This is a genomic window from Luteolibacter arcticus (assembly GCF_025950235.1).
Taxonomy (GTDB): domain Bacteria; phylum Verrucomicrobiota; class Verrucomicrobiia; order Verrucomicrobiales; family Akkermansiaceae; genus Haloferula; species Haloferula arctica.
This window is the reverse complement of sequence record NZ_JAPDDT010000003.1, coordinates 426960-446367: the sequence shown is the minus strand read 5'-3', so window position 1 is coordinate 446367 and position 19408 is coordinate 426960. Positions and strand designations below refer to the sequence as shown.

Genomic DNA, 19408 nt, shown 5'->3' with positions numbered 1-19408 from the left:
GACGAACCTTCCGGTCGCTAAAGCCTTCGACGTATCTAACGCGGTTTCGCCTTGTCACCGCGACGGACACTTCGCAGCTTTAAGGTGTTCGCATGATTACCCGCTTGTTTTCCGCTGCCCTCCGCGGAGTCGATGCCCTGGAGGTGGAGGTCGAGGTCAATGCCCGCGACTCTGACAAGCCGCTCACGCTCATCGTCGGCCTGCCGGATGCGGCGGTGCGGGAGTCGTCGCAGCGGGTGCTGTCGGCGATGGCGGCCTCGGCGCTTTCGCTGGGGCTCGGGACCAAGACGGTGAATCTGGCCCCGGCGGATTTGAAGAAGGAAGGCCCGTCGTTTGACCTGCCGATCGCGCTGGCGATGGCGGCGGCCTGCGAGGGCGTAAAGCTTGAGGCGAGCGACTGCATGGTCGTCGGCGAATTGGGGCTGGATGGGACGGTGCGGCCGGTGAAAGGCGTGCTGGCCATCGCCTTGGAGGCGAAGCGCTGCGGGCGTTTACGACTGATCGTGCCCGAGGCAAATATGACCGAGGCGGCGATCGTCGAGGGCGTGGACGTCTTCGGCGTGAAGTCGCTCCATCAGGCGTGGAAGTTTCTGAATGGGGAGGAAGTGCTCACGCCATTCCGCCTCGACCGGAAGGCCTACTTCGAGTCGCACCGGACTTATGAAGTCGACTTCGATGAGGTCAAAGGCCAGCACCACGTCAAGCGGGCGCTCGAGGTAGCGGTCGCCGGAGGGCATAATCTTCTGATGGTCGGGCCGCCTGGCACCGGAAAGTCGATGCTCGCCAAACGGCTGGCGACGATCATGCCGGACATGACCGAGGACGAGGCGATCGAGGCGACCAAGATTCATTCGATCTCGGGCTCGCTCGATCTGAAGAGGGCCTTCCTCACAACGCGTCCATTCCGTTCCCCGCACCATACCATCTCCGATGCGGGCTTGTTAGGCGGCGGGACGAATCCCGGACCGGGTGAAGTTTCGATGGCTCATCACGGCGTGCTGTTCTTGGACGAGTTGCCGGAGTTCCGGCGGCAGACGCTCGAGGTGATGCGCCAGCCCTTGGAAGACGGGCACGTCACGATCTCGCGCGCCGTGGGTTCACTGACATTTCCTGCGAGGTTCATGCTGGTGGCGGCGCTGAATCCCTGCCCCTGCGGCTACTATGGAGATAGTAAGAGGGAATGCCGCTGTTCGCCGCGGCAGATCGAAAACTATCGCCAGCGGATCTCGGGACCGTTGTTAGATCGCATCGATCTCCACGTGGAGGTGCCGCTGGTGGACTATCGCGAGCTATCATCCGCCAGCAGCGGGGAGAAGTCGGATACGATTCGCAGCCGCGTGATGCAGGCCCGCGATGTCCAGCGCCATCGCTTCGCCGGCAAGCCGCACCAGACAAACTCGGCGATGGGCGCCCGGCAGGTGAAGGAGCATTGCCAGCTCGATGCGGAGAGCGCCGGCTACTTGGAGCACGCGATGGAGCAAATGAATTTCTCCGCCCGAGCTCATGACCGGATACTGAAGGTCGCGCGGACGCTGGCGGACCTTGCGGGATCGGAACGGATCCGGCCGAATGATACCTTGGAAGCGATTCAGTACCGCTCGTTGGACCGGAATCTTTTCCGGTGAGTTTCGGGAGCCGCGGGAAGCGGCCCGCCGCTCGGTGACTAGGTGGGCAGGGCCGCCGGCACGGATCTCAATCTCCCATACAGGCCAGAGGCTTCCGGTGGAATCATCCGGGTTTGGAGCGAGGGGGGCGAGACGTCTGATCGGGTGGTGCCAGTTTGTGATTTCCGCTGGCCCGGCGTGGCTTTCCCGGTGGGGGTGCGACTCAAATCGCTCCTCGTTGAATCAAATCAGCCTTCAAACGCGTATCACCCATGAAACCCGGCCCTCTCGCTCTCATCCATGAACCTCCGCTTCGCCTTGTTCAGCCCGTTCCTCGTCACTGCTGCGCTCGCAGCGGACGACCTCCTCATCACGGATTTCGAGGGCACGAGTTACGCGCCGTGGCAGGCGAGCGGCGCCGCATTCAATGCTGGCCCGGCGAGGGGGGCTAGCTTGGGAAACCTTGAGATCTCGAATGCTGTCGGCAGCGGCGTCGCGTGCAGCGAGAACTTTAATTCCGGTAGCACGTCCGGCAACGACGGACCGCAGGGCAAGCTGCTCTCGCCCGCCTTCGCGATCCAGCGCAAGTATATCTCCTTCCGCATCGGCGGCGGCGACTACGAGCGCCATGCCTGCATGAACCTGCTGGTGGACGGGAAGATCGTGAAGAGCGCCACCGGCCGCAGTTCCGACAGTCTCTACGCCGCAAGCTGGGATGTCTCTGCCTGGGCTGGCAAGCAGGCGCACATCGAGATTGTCGATGAAGCCAGCGGCGGCTGGGGTCACATCCTCGTGGATCATCTCGTCCAGACCGACGCACCCGTGGCACTGCCTGTGGTCACGACTCCCGTCTATCAGGAAGCGGCGCGGCCGTTGTTTCACTTCACCGCAAGGCAGTGGACCATGGACCGGCTAAATCCGGGGATGCGTCAGGAGGGCTGGCTGAATGACCTCAATGGCATGATCTACTACAAGGGCGAGTATCACCTGTTCGCCCAGCGCTGGAACAAATGCTGGATCCATGCCGTGAGCACGGACCTCGTGCATTGGGAGGAGCTCGAGCCCGCCTTCTGGGAAGAAGGGCTCGATGTGGCGGTGCAGTCCGGCTCCTGCGTCATGGACGTGAACAACACCTCCGGCCTCGGTCAGGAAGGCGGCGAAGTGCCGATGGTCGCCTTCTGGTCGCGCAACGACAACAAGACCCACTGTCTCTCCTACAGCCTCGACCGCGGCCGCACCTGGCAACACTACGCGAACAACCCGCTCTTCGTCTTCCCGGAACGCGACCCGAAGGTCTTCTGGCACGCACCGACTAACAAGTGGGTGATGGTGATGTATGGCAGCGACACGTACCACATCTTCACCTCGTCCAACCTGCTCACCTGGCAGAACGAGAACAACCCGATCCCGAATGCCTACGAGTGCCCGGATTTCTTCGAGCTGGCGGTCGAAGGGTCACCGGCGACGAAGAAGTGGGTGCTTGTTTACGCGGATGGCCGCTACTCGCTCGGCTCCTTCAATGGCACGAAATTTACGGAGGATGCTCCCCGTCATGTCGGTGATATCGGCGGCACCGCTTTCTATGCAACGCAGAGCTTCGACAATACCCATACCGGCGATGGTAGGCGCATCCAGATGGCATGGATGCGCGGCTCGGACTTCCCCGGCCAACCCTTCAGCCAGCAGGTCAGCTTCCCCTGTGAACTCACGCTCCACAACACCGCCGCCGGCCTGCGTGTCTTCCGGAAGCCGGTCCGCGAGATCGCCAAGCTGGCGGGCGAGGTGAAGGACTGGGCCGGCGAAACCTACACGACGGCGGACACTGTCACCGTCTCCGAGTCGGGCGAGGCCTTCCGCATCGAAGGGGATATCGAAATCCCGCAGGGCTCCACAGTGATCCTCAATGTCCGCGGCACGGAAGTGCGCCTCGGCAAGAATGGCCTCCGGGTGGGCGATAGCACCGGGACCATCGCCGAAGACGTGCGCAAGGTGGAGATCCTCGTCGATCGCGCATCGCTGGAAACCTTCGTCAATGACGGACAGATTTCATGCACCAAGGTCCTCAGGCCGACGACTGCAGGAATCACACTCCGGGTCGAGGGAGGGGAGGCCACCGTCCATTCGCTCCGCCGCACCGCTCTGAAGGGCATGTGGTAAAAATAATGCGGATCGACCGACCTGTTAGAAAATCCGCCACGACCCCATCGGTCTTGGCGGATTTTTTGGCGTGCGTCTTAGGGATGTGACACGCTTGGCAAATTGCATCCAAGCGGACGATCGCAAGGCGTCATTGTTCGCAATTCGTTTAAAATCAGGAACTGCGTAGATGCCCGGATTGTCGCCTCCGGTCTACCCGTTAGCCTGCGTCGCGTTGCCGGATTCACCCCCGCCGGGAAATGAAAATTCTTTCATTGGAGGCGGGGATTTTGACCCAGTTCGGGCACTTTTTCCTCTAACAGGGAATTTTAAGCTTTCTAGCAATTATTGAAAAATTTAAATTCAGGAAATGCCATTATTACAAAGCCTAAAACATTTTCTTAACCCATTGAAATTCATTGGATTATCAATGATGCTTTCTGCCATGGCGCCCTCGGTGTCTCAAGGATCCACCATTCCAGGCAGTGTTCCGGTGGCTTGGAATCGGAATCCGGAGAGCACTGTGGCAGGCTACAAGGTCTATTGGGGACGCAGCAGCCGGATTTATGAGCAGGTGCTCAACGCAGGGAGCAATCCGCAGGCGGTGCTACCCAATCTGACGCCCGGGCAGCCTTACTTTTGCGCCGTCACGGCCTACAATTCCGAGGGGCAAGAGAGCTCTTTCTCGTCCGAGATCACGGTGACCTACGGGACCGCCGCGCAGAACCCGGACACCAGCGGCCGGCTGGTGATGCTGGAGGCGGAGAGCGGCCTGCTCAATGCGCCGATGACGACCTTCAATGGTCCCACGGAATCGTGGGTGGACAGCTCGTTCTATTCGCAGCTCGGCTGGACGCAGTTGAGCTTCAATGCGCCCGTCACGGGGGACTACCACGTCTGGTGCCGGGTGAAGGCCCCCACCGAGGCCAAGGATTCGTTCTTTTTCTCGACTGACGGAGGCGTCGAGGAGGTCTTCCACGTTTACGGAACGACCACGCCACCGGAGGGCACCCGGACGACCAACTGGATCTGGCGGCGGATCCACGTGGTCGAAGCCGGTCCGCGGGTTTTCAACTTTGACGAAGGAAGTCACACGCTGCGCTTCCGCGTCCGCGAGCAGGGCACATTGCTCGACCGCGTGGTCCTCTCTTCCGATCCTGCGTTTGTTCCCACGGATGCCTTGCCACGCAGCGGCGCCGCCGTGGTGGTGTCAGGAATTACCGGGAATCTCTCAGTCGCGACAGGTTCGAGCACGACCCTGGCGGTGACCGCGGCCGCGACGGGACCGGTGAGCTACCAGTGGTTCAAGGGCAGCGCCGCCATTGCTGGTGCGAACGGCCCGCTGCTGTCGCTCCAAGGGCTCTCCACGGGAGACAGCGGGGACTTCAGCGTGAGGCTGACGACGGGGACCGCGACGGCGACCGGCGGTCCGGTGATTCTTTCCGTCAGTCAAGGAGCGGCCCTGCCGAAGTTCCAGGTGACTCGCTTTTCAGTGAAGCCGGACCGTACGCTGTCCTTCGAAGTGGAGGGGGGGCTCAGCTCGGACATCCAGATCTATGCCTCCAGCGACATGGTCGTCTGGGTGCCAATTGGCACGCGCGTCAATGAAACCGGCGTCATCGAGATTGCCGATCCGGCCGCGACAGCGGGGGCCAAGCGTCGCTTCTACCGCTTGCTGACCGATTGATTTCCCGTGATACGCAAAAAGGGACGGCGAGGTTATCGCCGTCCCTTGCGGGAGAAGGGTCTTGGGGATCTTGGAAGACGAAGCCGGCTTGCTTACCAGCGGCTTTGCTTCACCAGGACGGTGTCGAAAGGCCGCAGGTAGAAGGCCGAGTCGTTCGCACCGCTGAAGGTGTCGGCCAGATTCAGAGCGTAGCGCTGGTTCTTGCCACCTTGGTTGCGCACGACCACCACTTGCTTCGGGTTGGCGAACTTGGTGAAGCCGCCGCACTCGCCGATCGCTTCCACCACGGTCATCGGCCGGTCGAGAGGCACCTTGCCGGGCTTCATCACCTCGCCGGTGACATAGACGCCGGAGGCTGCCGTCTCCACCGCGACAAGCACGGCAGGATTCTGCAGGTGGGAGGTATACATGCCGGTGAGCTGCGACTGGAGGCTGGAGATGCTCTTGCCCTGCGCGGTCACGGAGCCGATCGTCGGCAGGCTGACCTTGCCATTGGCCTGGACCTTCTGGGTGGTATTCAGCTCGGGTGCGCCGGGGAAGCTGATGTTGAGCACGTCGCCGGCAGCCAAGGTGCCGCTAGGACGCGGCGAGTAGGCCTCGGCGGGAATCGGGGTGAAGTTTTCCGGGCCTTCGCAGCCGGTGAAGGACGCGGCGAGGAGCACGGCCATGGTGGCCGCCAAGGCATTCGTCATGCCTCGGAATAGGCGCTGCCATCCGGCGGCAGGCCGTTGGGTTTGCGGGGTGCTTTTCATGGGATTGCGGTAATCAATGTAGGGGGTGAGCTTGTTAGAGACGAGTCTTAAAAACCAGGTCAGGCGCCGCCGGCGAGGTAGCGGTCCCAATCCGTGGGGAGCGGGGCCTTCTCCACGTCGCTGGCGATCCGGCCTTCCCAAGCGGGATTAAAGACCGTGCTGGTGCCATAGACCATGATCAGGTCTTCATTGCCGATGTTCCGCAACGCGTGGGCCACCCCGGACGGGATGACGACGGCGGCATTGTCCGGGCCCGCGCGGCTGTCACCGGGAATGGTGAACCGCATCACGCGGCGGGGCATGCCTTGGCGTTCATCCACCAGCAGCATCTCGCAGATGCCGGTGAGGAAGAACATCACGTCCCACTGCTCGCGGTCATACGGACGCAGCGAGTAGTCCTCGGAATTGTCGACATAGAGTTTCTGGAACCACTCCGCCGGCACGGCTCCTTCCGGAATGTGCGGCGGATGGATGTGGAAGCCCTTGGCGCTGTCGCGGTGCATCATGGCCGAGGCCCACTGGCGCGGGGCGAGGCCGATCCGGTCGAGCGTGCCTTCGGTCAGGCGGGTGAGCTCGCCGAAATAGCCGCGGCCCTTTTGCTGATAGACCTTCCTCTGGAAAAGCTCCACGCCGGGTATCCACGCGTCGCCGAGCGAGGCGCGGCCGACGATGGCCTCGGACGCATTGACGCCGGAAGTGGCCAGCCGTTGGGCAAGATCGGCGACCGAGTAGTCCCGTGTCTCCAAGCGGGCGCGGGCATCGGGATTCAGACCCGCCCATGGATCGGTGTGCATCGTGGACATGGCGTGATTGTTAGAGCAGGGCGAGGTATTCGCCGTAGGGGGTCTTGGAATACTTCTGCACGGACTCGTTCAGCTTCGCGCGGTCGATGCGACCTTGCAGGAAAGCCACTTCTTCCGGACAGGCGATCTTGAGGCCCTGCCGCTGCTGGATCACCTGCACGAACTGGGTGGCATCTGCCAGCGAGTCCGGCGTGCCGGTGTCGAGCCAGGTGGTGCCACGGCCGAGCAACTCGACACGCAGTCCACCCTTCTCCAGATAAACCCGGTTGAGGTCGGTGATCTCCAGCTCGCCGCGGGGTGAGGGCTTGAGCGCCTTCGCCATCGCGACGACGTCGGAGTCGTAGAAGTAGATGCCGGGGACGGCGTAGTTCGACTTCGGCTTTTCGGGCTTCTCTTCAAGCGAGACGACGTTGCCTTCTGCATCGAACTCCACCACGCCGTATTGCTCCGGCTGTTGGGTGTGATAGCCGAAGACGGTCGCGCCCTCCTTGCGGCGCGACGCCGCCATCAGCGACTTCGCGAGGTCGTGGCCGTAGAAGAGATTGTCGCCGAGCACCAGGCAGGCGGGCTCACCGGCGAGGAACTCTTCCCCGATGAGGAAGGCCTGCGCGAGACCTTCCGGCTTCGGCTGCTCGGCATAGGAAATCTCAAGGCCCCACTGGGAACCATCGCCTAACAATTGCTCGAAGGCAGGCAGGTCGCGCGGGGTCGAGATCAGCAGGATCTCCTTCACGCCCGCCAGCATCAGCACGGTGAGCGGGTAGTAGATCATCGGCTTGTCATAGACCGGGATGAGCTGCTTGCTCACCGAATGGGTCATGGGGAACAGGCGGCTGCCGGTGCCGCCGGCAAGGATGATGCCTTTCCGCAGGGCGAGATCTTCAGGGGACTGGACGAGGCGGTTCTTTTCTTCGGGTGACAGCATGGGGAGGATGGGGAAAGGGTTGAATTCAGGCGAGGGTGCCGAGGCGTTCGCCGCGGTAGCTGCCATCTTCGATACCGCTGATCCAGGCTTGGTTATCCAAGTACCACTGGACGGTCTTGCGCAGGCCGGAGGCGAAGTCCTCGCGCGGCGACCAGCCGAGCTCGTTCTCGATCTTCGCGGGATCGATGGCGTAGCGCTGGTCGTGGCCCGGGCGGTCCTTCACGTAGGTGATCAGGTCGTCGGCAGACTTGGTCGCGCTTTCCGGCGCAAGCTGGTGGACAGTGGCGATGAGCTGGCGGACCACGTCGATGTTCCGGATCTCGTTCTTGCCACCGATGACATACGTCTCACCGATGGCACCGCGGACCAGCGCCATGGCGAGGCCGCGGCAGTGGTCCTCCACGTAGAGCCAGTCGCGGATATTGGTGCCGTCGCCATAGACTGGCAGCGGTTCGCCGCGCAGGGTCTTCTGGATCATGAGCGGCAACAGCTTTTCCGGGAACTGGAACGGGCCATAGTTGTTAGAGCAATTCGTGGTGATCACCGGCATCCCGTAGGTGTGGTGATACGCGCGGGCGAGGTGGTCGCTGCCTGCCTTCGAGGCGCTGTAAGGACTGTTCGGCGAATACGGCGTGGTCTCGCAAAACATCGGGTCCTGAGGTCCGAGCGAGCCGAAGACCTCATCCGTCGAGACGTGGAGGAACGCCGACTCACCGCCATCGGCGATCGACTTGCCGTAGTTCGGAAGCTTGGTGCGGCCGCTCTCGACCAGATATTTCCGGAAGGCATCGATCAGCCGGAAGGTGCCGACCACGTTGGTCAGGATGAAGGCCTCCGGTCCATCGATCGAGCGGTCCACGTGCGACTCGGCGGCGAGGTGCATCACCGCATCGATATTGTGCTCGCGCAGCAGGCCGCCGACGAACACGTCATCGCAGATGTCGCCCTGGGCGAAGACATGGCGCGGATCCGCTTCGAGGTCTTCGAGGCTGGAGCGGTTGCCCGCGTAGGTGAGCTTGTCGAGAGTGACAACCTTGTCGATCGAGACGCTCAATTCCTCCGCGGCATCGCGCAGCAGGTAATGAACGAGATTCGATCCGATGAAGCCGGCGCCGCCGGTGACGAGAATATTCATGGGGTGGGAAGGGTGAGGCTTTGGCTAGGAGGAAGGATAAGACGGGCGTCAACCGCAGGCGGCGGCTTGGTATTTTGCAAGGAAACCGGAGGTGGCGAAATGTTCGCGCAAGGCCTCCTGCCAGGACCGCGGGGAAATCCCGGTGAAGGTCGTGAACTTGTCGGTGCTCATCGCGGTATTCGGCGGGCGCTTGGCGAGGAAAGCGGGAATATCAGCCAGCCAATTGCCGGCGATGGAGTCGCACTTCAGCGGCGCGCCAGCCTCGCGGGCGAGGTCGAGACAGGCCTGCCCCCACTCCTGCCAGGAGCAGGAGCCGGCATTGCAGAGGTGGAAGACGCCGGATGCGGATTCTTCCAACAGCGGCACGAGCATGTCCGCGACATCCGTGGCCGAGGTCGGGCAGCCGGTCTTGTCCATCGGCAGCGAGAGGTTTGCGTCGGAGCAGGCCTTGTCCACGATCCACTCGGGGAAGGCCGGCTTCCCGGGTCCATAGAGCCACGACACGCGGACGACCAGGTGGCCCGGATCAGCGGCGAGAACGAGCTCTTCGCCCTTCAGCTTCGAGGCTCCATAGACGCTGACCGGCTGGGCCTCGTCGCCTTCGGTGTAGAAACCGTGAGTCTCCCCATCGAAAACGAAGTCGGTGCTGACGTAGGTCATGTGCGCCTTTTTTGCGGCGCAGATTTCCGCGATGACGCCGGGAGCGGTGGCATTGATCGCGTAGGCTTTCTCCTGCTCCGTTTCGCAAGGGTCCACCGCGGTCATGGCGGCGGGCAGGATCAGTTGGTCGAAATCCAGCGGCTCAAGGGCGTCGCGAATCGACTGCGGCTCGAGCAAGTCGATCGCAGGCCGTGCAAGGCCGATGACGGTTGCGTCGCGTGACAGGCGTTTGACCAGTGCCTGGCCGAGACGGCCTGCGGCACCGACGATGACAATCCGGGGGGAGGGGGGCATGCGTAGGGAGGGGGGGTGAACTCCGAGGATGGCGGTTGGGTGCCCGGTCATCCTCGGCGGGATGCTCCGGGAGGCTGGGCTCCCGGAGCTTTCTGCAATTATTCGGCCACGGGCACGAAGAACAACTGGTAGAAGGCACGGGTGCCTCCGGTGTTGTCCTCGATCGTGTAGGAGGCCCGTTCGGCGGGCGACATTGCTTCGATTTCGGCCTTGGTGATCGTGTCGATCCGGTTGGTGACGTTGTCGAGGTCGCCGAGATCGTCGCTACGGTGGACGTAGTAGTTTCCGATCGGCTTGAGGGCCGGCAGGGCGATCAGCTTGGACGCGCCTTCGGTCGTGCAAGTCACGCGGAATTCGAGATCGTCGTTCGGATCGTTCGGATTCAACTGGAGTTCATACTCCTCGAGGTTAGAGAGCCCGCCGCCATCCGCGTCCCCGGTCGTCTGGCCGGGGAGGTTGTTCGAGGTCAGCCACTCCGCGAAGGTCGCCGGAGCGGGTGGGACGATGGCAAGGACTTCGATGGCACAGATCTTCGGGTTCTGGATGTCGAGGTGGTCGAAGCGGATGTCGAGCGAGCCATCCGTGACGGTCACCGGGATCACCATGACCAAGGCGGCGTTCAGGCCGACGCGGTCGAAGATGTCCAGGTTGTCGATGGCGAGTTGCTCCTGAGCATACACGTCGAAGACGCGCTGTCCGGCGGCGGTGATCTGGTTGTAGGTCTCGGCGAAGTGGAGCTTCACCTCATACCTGCCATTGGCCACGTCGGTCGAGAACTCGAGGTCCGCACCGTCCGGCGAGCCATCGTAGCGCTCGGAGCGATAGAGCGAATCCTCCTCCGTTCCTGCGATGGGGATGGAGCCGTTGGTAGCGGTCTGGCCCATGTTGAAGAAGCCGGAATCCTCCACCCAGACATTGCCGAGACTATCGGTGTATTCGCCGCCGCCGACATTCACGCGAACCGCGGGACCTGCCAGCGCTCTGGGCGTAGCCGAGGCAGTGGCGTAGGAAGACACGTTGGTGGAAGTGTCCACCGTCCGCACCTCGTAGGTGTAGAGCTGGCCATTCTGCAAGCCGGTGGCGACATACTCGGGCGAGCCGACGGTCGTCACCTGCGAGCCATTGTGCCAGATCTGGTAGCTGCTCACGTCATTGGTGGCGAGCGGTGCCTGCCAGGAGAAGGTGATGCTGCCATTGCCGGGAACGGCGGTCAGATTGCGCGGAGCTCCCGGAGCCTCCGCATCCGGCGGCGTCGTGGCTTCGGTCGAGGCGAATTCCGAGGAGTTGCCGGCGAAGTCAACCGCCTTCACCTCATAGACGACCGAGATGTTCCCGATCAAGCCGGTGTCGGTATAGCCGGGGGTGGTCACGGTCGCGATCTCGATGCTGTCGCGGCGGACCACGTACTCCTTTACACCGCTGCCACCGATGTCGCTGGAAGCCTGCCAGGACAGTGCCACTTGGCCCAGGCTTGGCGTGGCGGCCAGATTGTTCGGACTCGTGGGCGCGGTGGTATCCGGAGTCACCGTGGTGACGGGCAGGATGGCGGGATCCGAGGCGTTGTTCGCGCCGTCATAGGCGACCACGCGATATTCGTAGCCGGTTGCCGGGGCGAGGCCGCTGTCGGCGAACGAAGTGCCGGTCACGGTGGCGATCAATTGGGCCTCCTCCACCGGTTGGGTGGCCGGAATCCGGCGGAAGACGTGATAGCCCGTCACGCCGCTACCGCCTTCATTGTCGGTGGAAGCGCTCCACGAAAGGTCCACGGAGGTCTGGGTCAGGTTTGCGGCCACCGGACTGCCCGGCGTGCCCGGGGCGACCGTGTCGCCGGTGCCACTGCCACCGGATGCCACTGGATAGACCTCGATGGCGCAGATCTGGGGATTCTGGACTACCACCGCGAGGTCGATGGTCAGCAATCCATCGCTCACGCTCGTCGGCAGCGCCTTGACCAGCGCGGTATTTGAACCCACTTCGGCAAAGATATCGAAGTCGTTCAGAACCAAGGTTCCTTCGAGCGAGACGTCGAACACCCGCTTGCCCAGCGCGGCTTGAGTCCAGACCTCAGCGAAATGCAGGCGGACCTCGTAGATGCCGTTTGTGACCGGGAGTTGATATCGCAGCGGTGTGCCGACGCCCGAAAAGCGATTCTTGTAGCGGTGGGTCTTGTAAATTTCCGGCGCGGTGGTGCCTGTCACCGTCACCGAGCTGGTACCGGTATCGTTGTTGTTGTAATAGGGAGGGGCGTCCGCCGCCCAGACGTTGCCGCCAGGATCCGTGTGACTGCCGTCAAGCTTGCCGCAGTTGATCCGGTAGATGGCGGGCCCGAGCGACTGCGGGGTGGTGCTGGCGGTGGCGGCGGCCGAGGCATTGTCCGCGGCGTCCACGGCCTTCACCTTATAGACATAGGTGGTCCCGTTGGTGACCGTGCTGTCGGTGAAACCCGGAGTGGTCACGGTGGTCAATTCGACTTCGTCGCGGAGGATCTGATAGTGGTCCACCGGTTCGCCCGTCGGTGCCTGCCAGCCGAGGATCACGATGCCATTGCCGGGAGTCGCCGTGAGATTTTGCGGCGCCGACGGAGGCGAGGTGTCGGGATCGGTGGTGACGTTCAGGGTTGCCGGAGTGGAGTAGTTGTTCGCGGCATCCCGGGCCCGCACCGAGTAGGTATAGCCGGTGTTCGGGGTCAGGCCGGTTATGGTGTAGGAGGTTGCGGTGACGATGCCGAGGACCTCGCTGCCTTGGGAGACTTCCCAGGCGGTCGCGTCATCGGTGGGAGCGTCCCATGCCAGCGAGACGCTGGTATCGGTCTTGCTGGAAACGACGAGGTTCGCCGGTGCATCGGGCGGGGTGGTGTCGGGCGGGCCTTCCTGAAGCGGGAAGATCTCGATGCCCGAGATCTGCGGGTTCTGGGTGACCACCGCGAAGTCAATGTTCATCTTGCCATCCGCCACGGTGACCGGGATTGCCTTCACCAAGGCGGCATTGAGACCCGCCTCGACGAAGATATCGAAATTGGTAAATGTCGGTTCTCCCTCGACGGCCACGTTGAAGACGCGGGCACCCGGTGTCGTCGCGCCGGTCCAGAGTTCGGCGAAGTGAAGGCGCAGTTCATATTGGCCATTGGGCAGCGTGAACTCATACTTCATCGGAGTGCCGACACCCGAATTGCGGTTCTTGTAACGGTAGGTCCGGTAGACCTCTTGGGCGTTGGTTCCCGAAATCGCCACGGTAGTGGTCGGGGTCGGGCCGACGGCATTGGCCGTGGGGTTGTAGCCGGTATCCACTGTCCAGACACGGCCATCGAGATCGGTGTAGTTGCCGGTCACATTGCCACAGTCCACGCGATAGATCGCCGGTCCCAGTGCACGCGGACGGACGGAAACCGTGACCGCGGACGAGAGCTTGCCGACCACGTCGACGGCGACCACGGAATACTCATAGAGGGTTCCATTGGTCAGCCCGGTATCGGTGTAACCCAGTCCGGTCACCGTGGTGGGGGGATTGCCGTCACGGGAGATGCGGTATTCCTGAATGCGGGTGTCGTCCGTCGCGGCGAGCCACGAGAGAATCGCCAGTTCGTTGCCCGGGGCTCCCTTGAGCGTTCCGGGAGCGCTCGGGTCCTGCGTGTCGGCGGCGGTGGTGAGGACCAGCGTCGTGCGGGTGGAAACATTGCCAGCGGCATCGAAGGCCTCCACGCCGAAGGTATACTCGGTCGCCGGCATCAGGCCGGTGACCTGATACGACTGAGAGGTCGTCTCGACGAGCGGAGCGAGCAGGCTGTCGCGATAGATGCGGTAGCCCGCGATGCTGCCGGAATTGTCGGAAGCCTGGGACCACGCGAGCTGGACGCTGCCGGACTGCAGGTTTGAGTGAGTCAGCAGGGCTGGTGGCTCGGGCGCTTCCTCATCCGGGCCGGTGACGTTGAGCTGGAGGATCTCGATGCCGCAGACGAAGGGGTTTTGGACCTCATGGCGGAGGCCGAGGGTGAGCAGACCATCATTGACGGTGGTCTCCAGCGTCTTCACGAGCACGGCGTTCGAGCCGGCTTCCGCGAAGACGTCCAGATCGTTCACTGCGGTGTTTCCTTCCAGCAAGACGTCGAACACGCGTTGTCCCACGGCGGTGACGCCGGACCACGTTTCGGCGAAGTGCAGGCGCACTTCGTAGTCGCCGTTGGGGACCGTGAAGTTGAAGTCGAGGGGCGAGGACGCGCTGCTGTCGTAGCGGAAGGTGCGGTAAAGCACATCGTCCTCGGTGCCGGCGATCGGGGTCTCGGCGGTGAGGGCCGAGGTGTCGACGGATCCGGAGGTCGAATTGTAGGTGCTGGTATTGGCATCCGCCGCCCAGACCTGGTCCGCGGTGTCGGTGTAGCTGGTATTCGAGCCGGTGTTGATCCGGAATAGTGCGTTCGGCGGGGTGGCGGTCGGGTCATACTCGATCGTCAGGACGTTCGAGGAAGCGCTCCGGTGACCGTTGAGATCGGTCAGGAAGGCAGTGACCATATGGATGCCGCCGAGCACCTCGTCATAGTTCAGGGAGAGCGGCATGTCCACCAATCCATTGGCACCGATGGTCACTTCGCTGTAGTCGTAGGACTCGACGCGATTGGTCTCGTAGGGATCGATCTGGTAGCCGGGAACCGTATACATCGGTTCGTGGCCGGTGAGCCGGAGGGCCGAGCGGAAGACGCCAACTTGGACGGTGGCGCCGGGCTTGCCCACCACGCGAACGGTCGGCTGCGTCGTCGTCGTGAATGGCGATGCTTGTCCCGCCACTGAGATGCTGGGTGTCGGGAGCTGGGCCGGGGAGAGATCGCTGCCTGATCCCTTGTTGGCATTCGAGGTGCCTGGCAAGCCACCGAGGCGGCTCTTGCGGACGGTGCCGTCGTCGAAGGTCACGGTGACCGTGGCTCCGACGATCTCGAGACCGGAGATACTGCCTGCCTCGAACGGCCCGGGGCCGGTCACCGGCGTCGGCGTCATCTTGATGCTGAGCGGGTCGATGTCGGACGAGAATTTCAGAAGCCGCCCGGCAGGGAAATCCAGACCGGAGCAATCGACCGTGATGGCACCGTAGCCGTCGCCGCTGTCGACGCCATTGTGCGGGGCCGCGAAGGTGTGGGTGGCGGTGCCCGTGGGTGCCGGCAAATCTTCCGGAGCATTGGCGTCCACTTGGAAGGCCTTGCCATCGTGATCGCCCGCGGTGTGAGCGGGGTCGAAGACGACGTCAGGCATCATGCCGGTGCGCAAGTCGATCGACAGCGAGGTGATCTTCTGGCCACCGGTGGAATTGTTCTCCAGCCTGAACGAACCACCGGTGTTGGTGGAGGAGCTGGAGAGGGTGCCCGCGCCGCTGATGGTCAGCTTGGCGGAAGCGGTATTGGTGACCGGCGCGACATCGAGGTAGTCCCAGGTCGCTTCGAAGGTCGGCGTTTCGACCGTGCCGGTGGTGGCCAGCATGCCGAGGGCCATGGCGGAGGAACCGCGGATCGCTCCCAGGATCTTGCCGCTCACCACGAGCGGAGAGCCGACGTAGGTGATCGGGCCATTGTTGAGCGAGTAGCCGGGATGGACCGTTCCTGCGATCGGATCGACGAGGCAGTAAGCGAACACATCCAACACCCCGGGAGCGAAGAGGCCGGGTGCCGGGTGAATCACCTGGGTCAGGATGACTCCGTTTTCCTCGTGCACCACTTCGACGCCGCCGGCGCCGTTGTTGGCGTTGAACGCGACCTTGACGTAGTTGTCCTGGTCGCCATTGCCGATGAACATGCCCTGCGACTGGTGGGCGGTCGGTGCGCTGTTGAAGAGCGGTGTGCCGATCTTCGAGGAGGCAATTACCGGACCGGTGAACTCGTCGACGCTGACACCGAAGAGGTAGCCGTTGAGCTGGGTATTCGAGGTGCCGTGGGGATTGCCCGGGCCGGGGAAGGGATCAGTGAAGAGACCGCCGGTGCCGCCCGCGATCAGATCGTCCACGTGCATCTTCGCGGCGTAGTTCTGGCCGGGATTCAACATCACACCCCTGAGTCCGAGCTCGAAGAATCCGCCCAGGTCCTCATTGTCATTGAAGAGATCGAGGTTCACCGGAGCAGAGACGCTGCGGCCATTGAGCGCGTCGATCGGGAAGACATCCTGGGTGTCCACGATCCCGTCGTTGTCGTCGTCGGAGTCGAGCAGGTTGGAAAGGAAGTCGCCGTCGTGGTCATCCGGGGTGACTGCCGGCGAGCACGGGTCGACGTTGTTGGAGACCTCGTCGGCGTTGCTATAGCCGTCGTTGTCCTCGTCCAGCGCGAAGCTGAAGACGCCGGAGCAAACGCCACCGCCCGGCGAATCGAAGTCGGTCGGCTCGAGGATGGAGATCTTGCTGGAGTGGTGACCAATGAAGATCGTGCCCCACAGGGTCGGGGCAGCGCCCGGACCGGGGCAGGTCACGTCGAGCGGAGTGCCGTAGCCGGTGCCCTTGAGAAGCAGGCTGCTATTCTCCGCGACCGTGCCGTCGCCATTCATCATGATGCGCTGGAGCGCCTGATTATTGTATTGGGTGGCGAGGATGTCGCCGATCATCTCACCGCCGAAGTTGGGAGCGGTGTATTCGGTCAAACCGGTGGTCGAGAAGGTGTTGGTGATCAGGGCACCATCGAGGGGGCCGGGCATCAGGAAGTCGCCCTGCTGGGGATCGGCCATTGAAACCGGCACGGGCGGCCAGTCGGTGGTCGGAGCGGCGGAGAATTGGAGGCCAGCGCCGGGGCCATCCTCGACTTTCCAGAACCAACCGGCGCCTGCGGGGTTCGCGCGGATCGGACTGGGGTGGCCGCGGTAGTAACCGGGGCCGGAGATAAGATAGAGGCCGTCCTTGTTGTTCACCGTTCCGGGTTCACCGGCGACGTATTCATTGGTGACAGTGGCAGGAACCGCCTCGTTCTTCGGGTAGCCGCCCCAACCCTGGTTAGCGGCATTGTCGAAGGTGTACATCTTCCCCACGTGCCCCGGCGTCGTCGCGATGAGCACGTCGTAGGGATTGCGGAAACCGGAGGCATAGACCTGCACCGGGCCGCCCTGCACCAGCTTGGCCTGGTTGAGACCGTCATTGCCACCGAAGGGGTCGTTCACGTCCGAGCCGTCGCCGTTGTGAGCGCGGTCCGGGTTCGGATCATTGAGAGTCGGAAGATTGTAGAGGTACTTCTGACCGTGCATGTCGGTCTGGACCGGCAGTGCATTAATGGCGACGAGATCGATCGACAAGATCGCGGCGGAGAGTGCGTACTCGGCGCAATAGGCGAAGTTGGCCGAGGGGGCGCCGGCATTGGTATTGCCGCCTTGCGCGAGGTAGAGGGTGTTGCCATCGGCGCTGATCGTGAGCCCGTTGTTGGCGTGGTTTTCTTCCGAACGTGGCAAGCCGCGGACGACGTCCACCTTTTCCCATTCGCCGGTCGAGGCATTCTTGGTCAGGCGAGAAACGATGCCGGAGTTCGTATCGAGATCGAAGTCGGTGCCACCACTGCCGGCTCCCTGGCGCGGGTCGCAGGAGGAGACATAGACCACCGGATTCGCCGCGGTGCCTGTGACGAGAAGGCCGGTGCACTGGCGGAAGCCGAGGTCACCGTTCTCCATGAGCGGCGCGGGGTTGTAGGTCCCGTCGTCGTCGTGGTTCGGGATCAGCTTTACCAGGTTGATGGTCTCGGCATTGGCCGCGTGGTAATCATTCGGTCCCAGGCGCGTGACATCGCAGGCGATGACGGTGCCATTCACCTGCGTGAAGTAGAGCCGGTTGTCCGGGCCGAACTGAAGCGAGGACACGTCCTTCGCCTTGTTGTTGGCGGCACCGGCGGGCCACTTCAGCAAGCTCGCGTTGAAGCCGACCTGCTGTGCATGAGCGAGCGGGGCGAACGCCATCGCCATCAACGCGGACAGATTCAGCGTGGTCCGCCAACTGGACGGCAACACATCAAAGCGACGGTCCGAACCTCGGGAAAGGAACTTCAATTTCATCTGGTGGGTGGGGAACAGGGACAGGGGGGGAAACGAAAGGGGGGAAACGAGAGGGAAAGCGAAAGGGGGTCCGGTCTCTCAACGACGGCAGACTCGTGCCATGGGGCCGGCCTTTTCAATCAAGCCGGTGAACGGATTCAGCATGGGGGCATCGCTGCACGCGGAGTGCAGGGACTCATCCGCAAAACGGAGTCCGGGGCCAATGAGGCAGGGGGAACTTGACATACCTGGGGGGATTGTCCGAAGCGGAATCCCGAGGGGAGATTCCGAGGCGGATAGTGGGGGAGGGAGCGTGAAAGCAAAGCAAACTATCAAGCAGGCAATACTCGGGCGAGATCTTTTTGGAAGTCTATGATATCCTTATATTTCAGGAGAATGAACTAACTGTTGGATCTTCCTTGGAGTGGCGGGGAAGCAGTGGAACTCCAGCAAATGCCGGGCCATCGGTCCATCACGTGATCGCGTAGGCTCTTTGATCGGCAGGATCTGCGGAGTTGTGCCTTTTTTATGCGCCGCCGTTCTGGTGTCCTTGCCAGACACCGAGGTTCCAGTGACGCCGCTGTTGATAGTGGAAGTGCTTCGCGTCGCTGAGAAACGCCTTGCCGATCTTGGTGAAAACGCCGAGGCCGACGATTTTCCCCCAAGCCGCGGCGGCCTTGCTGAAGCGCTTCGGCGCTGGGGCATCGGCCAATTTGCGGCCGACCAGCAGACCCATGCGGCGGTTGCGCTCCAAGGTCCATGCGGTCGAGCAGCGGTCCTCGGGGACGTGATGCCATACCAAGCCGGCGGGCAGATAGATGCCTTTCACGCCCTGATCGAGCATGATCCGCTGCAGGTCGGTTTCATCTCCAATGGAAATGAGGCGGCCGGGGCCGATGTCGGGATTGAATGAGCCGGCCTTCTTGATGTCGTCGGCGAAGGCGGCCCAGTTGAAACCCAGTGCGAGCGGCTCGTTGAGGTCGCGGATCGACTCGCCGTAACTCCAGCCCTTCGCGGAGTAGGGAAGGTAGTGCTTGAGCCACTCGGGTGGCGGCACGTCGTAGTCCACGTTGCACTTGCCGGCGTAGAACTCGCCGCCGGTCTTGCCCTTGGCCGCTTCGGCATAGGCGCGCACGCAGCCGGGATCGATGCGCACGTCATCGTCGAAGAAGACGACGAACTCACCATCGCAGGACTCGAGCGCGAGATTGAGAGCGGCGCATTTGCTGCCGACCGGCGTGTAGAGATACTTGATCGGCAGGCGGTCGGAGAAGCTTGCGGCCTTGGCCTCCGCTTCGTCCTTCTTGCCGTTCTCCACGACGATGACGCGGGTCACGGAGTCGGGCAAATCGGCATCGACCAGGCATTGCAGCGTCCGCACGAGGAGTTCGCCGCGTTGGCAGGTGGGAATGATGATGACCATGGGGAGGGGAGGAACG

The 19408-nt window shown here is 62.8% G+C and carries 10 protein-coding genes; 3 read left to right on the top strand and 7 right to left on the bottom strand.

Going from position 1 to position 19408, the window contains the following annotated elements; genetic code table 11:
* Positions 1 to 92: 92 nt before the first annotated feature.
* The 3 genes from OKA05_RS10130 to OKA05_RS10120 all read left to right on the top strand — a co-directional run bounded on the left by OKA05_RS10130 (position 93) and on the right by OKA05_RS10120 (position 5427).
* Positions 93 to 1625: a YifB family Mg chelatase-like AAA ATPase gene (locus OKA05_RS10130; protein WP_264487016.1), complete on the top strand. Its 1533-nt coding sequence runs from the start codon at positions 93 to 95 to the stop codon at positions 1623 to 1625.
* Between the two features lie 279 nt (positions 1626 to 1904).
* Positions 1905 to 3761 carry a glycoside hydrolase family 32 protein gene (locus OKA05_RS10125; protein ID WP_264487015.1) on the top strand — a complete coding sequence of 619 codons (1857 nt, stop codon included), beginning with the start codon at positions 1905 to 1907 and terminating at the stop codon, positions 3759 to 3761.
* A gap of 472 nt (positions 3762 to 4233) precedes the next feature.
* Complete coding sequence (locus OKA05_RS10120; protein ID WP_264487014.1) at positions 4234 to 5427, top strand: fibronectin type III domain-containing protein; 1194 nt, start codon at positions 4234 to 4236, stop codon at positions 5425 to 5427.
* A gap of 92 nt (positions 5428 to 5519) precedes the next feature.
* Here OKA05_RS10120 and OKA05_RS10115 read toward each other — a convergent pair whose 3' ends face one another.
* From OKA05_RS10115 to OKA05_RS10085, 7 genes are all read right to left on the bottom strand, one after another.
* Positions 5520 to 6179, bottom strand: coding sequence for a polysaccharide biosynthesis/export family protein (locus OKA05_RS10115; protein WP_264487013.1), 660 nt, complete (start codon positions 6177 to 6179; stop codon positions 5520 to 5522).
* A 59-nt stretch (positions 6180 to 6238) separates the two neighbouring features.
* On the bottom strand, positions 6239 to 6982 hold the full coding sequence (locus OKA05_RS10110) for a cupin domain-containing protein (RefSeq protein WP_264487012.1): 744 nt from the start codon (positions 6980 to 6982) through the stop codon (positions 6239 to 6241).
* A 10-nt stretch (positions 6983 to 6992) separates the two neighbouring features.
* Complete coding sequence (gene rfbA, locus OKA05_RS10105) at positions 6993 to 7907, bottom strand: glucose-1-phosphate thymidylyltransferase RfbA (protein ID WP_264487011.1); 915 nt, start codon at positions 7905 to 7907, stop codon at positions 6993 to 6995.
* Positions 7908 to 7932: 25 nt separating this feature from the next.
* Positions 7933 to 9042: a dTDP-glucose 4,6-dehydratase gene (gene rfbB / locus OKA05_RS10100; protein WP_264487010.1), complete on the bottom strand. Its 1110-nt coding sequence runs from the start codon at positions 9040 to 9042 to the stop codon at positions 7933 to 7935.
* A 48-nt stretch (positions 9043 to 9090) separates the two neighbouring features.
* Positions 9091 to 9996 carry a dTDP-4-dehydrorhamnose reductase gene (rfbD, locus tag OKA05_RS10095; protein WP_264487009.1) on the bottom strand — a complete coding sequence of 302 codons (906 nt, stop codon included), beginning with the start codon at positions 9994 to 9996 and terminating at the stop codon, positions 9091 to 9093.
* 98 nt (positions 9997 to 10094) lie between these two features.
* Complete coding sequence (locus tag OKA05_RS10090) at positions 10095 to 17990, bottom strand: malectin domain-containing carbohydrate-binding protein (protein ID WP_264487008.1); 7896 nt, start codon at positions 17988 to 17990, stop codon at positions 10095 to 10097.
* A 505-nt stretch (positions 17991 to 18495) separates the two neighbouring features.
* Positions 18496 to 19392 carry a glycosyltransferase family 2 protein gene (locus tag OKA05_RS10085; protein WP_264487007.1) on the bottom strand — a complete coding sequence of 299 codons (897 nt, stop codon included), beginning with the start codon at positions 19390 to 19392 and terminating at the stop codon, positions 18496 to 18498.
* Positions 19393 to 19408: the final 16 nt, after the last annotated feature.

Coding starts and splice junctions, on each gene's coding strand:
- OKA05_RS10130 (WP_264487016.1), top strand. CDS start 93: ATGATTACCCGCTTGTTTTCCGCTGCCCTCCGCGGAGTCGATGCCCTG.
- OKA05_RS10125 (WP_264487015.1), top strand. CDS start 1,905: ATGAACCTCCGCTTCGCCTTGTTCAGCCCGTTCCTCGTCACTGCTGCG.
- OKA05_RS10115 (WP_264487013.1), bottom strand. CDS start 6,179: ATGAAAAGCACCCCGCAAACCCAACGGCCTGCCGCCGGATGGCAGCGC.
- OKA05_RS10110 (WP_264487012.1), bottom strand. CDS start 6,982: ATGTCCACGATGCACACCGATCCATGGGCGGGTCTGAATCCCGATGCC.
- rfbA (WP_264487011.1), bottom strand. CDS start 7,907: ATGCTGTCACCCGAAGAAAAGAACCGCCTCGTCCAGTCCCCTGAAGAT.
- rfbB (WP_264487010.1), bottom strand. CDS start 9,042: ATGAATATTCTCGTCACCGGCGGCGCCGGCTTCATCGGATCGAATCTC.
- rfbD (WP_264487009.1), bottom strand. CDS start 9,996: ATGCCCCCCTCCCCCCGGATTGTCATCGTCGGTGCCGCAGGCCGTCTC.
- OKA05_RS10090 (WP_264487008.1), bottom strand. CDS start 17,990: ATGAAATTGAAGTTCCTTTCCCGAGGTTCGGACCGTCGCTTTGATGTG.
- OKA05_RS10085 (WP_264487007.1), bottom strand. CDS start 19,392: ATGGTCATCATCATTCCCACCTGCCAACGCGGCGAACTCCTCGTGCGG.